General features: G+C 43.2%; 1 protein-coding gene. It reads right to left on the bottom strand.

What is annotated here, in order from left to right; all coding sequences use genetic code 11:
* Nucleotides 1-152 precede the first annotated feature (152 nt).
* Nucleotides 153-405 (bottom strand): hypothetical protein (locus ACTQ53_RS17655; protein WP_441934630.1); only part of this gene is annotated, 253 nt, incomplete at its 5' end.

The raw sequence follows: 405 nt of genomic DNA on the forward strand, positions 1-405 counted from the left end.
GGAAGGTGTGCAAAAATCGGACAAAATTCACGCTCATACTATCATGATGCATAGTGTTCAAGCTCTTTACTGCAATTGAGATTGCCATTGAGATTGCTTGCGGATTTGAGGATTATATGAATAACGCTGCAAAATGAACTGTTCTTTATCTTTTACTCGGCAGTTGTCTGCTGCTCTGTAGCATTCTCTGTTGTGGCCTCAGTAGCATTCTCCTGCTTTGTAGAATCCTCAACACCTGCCTGTGGCTGGATAGAAGTACCTGTTGCCAATGTATCTGAAGGTGCTTCTGGAGCTACGGTATCAACTGGTGCTACCTCTGCGTTACCTACCATTCTGCTTGATGCAAAAACGTTGCTTACTGAAACCATTACCATAGCTGCGATAGCTGCAAACATAAACTTCTTC

Source organism: Prevotella sp. Sow4_E9_plate (assembly GCF_052116205.1).
Classification (GTDB): domain Bacteria; phylum Bacteroidota; class Bacteroidia; order Bacteroidales; family Bacteroidaceae; genus Prevotella.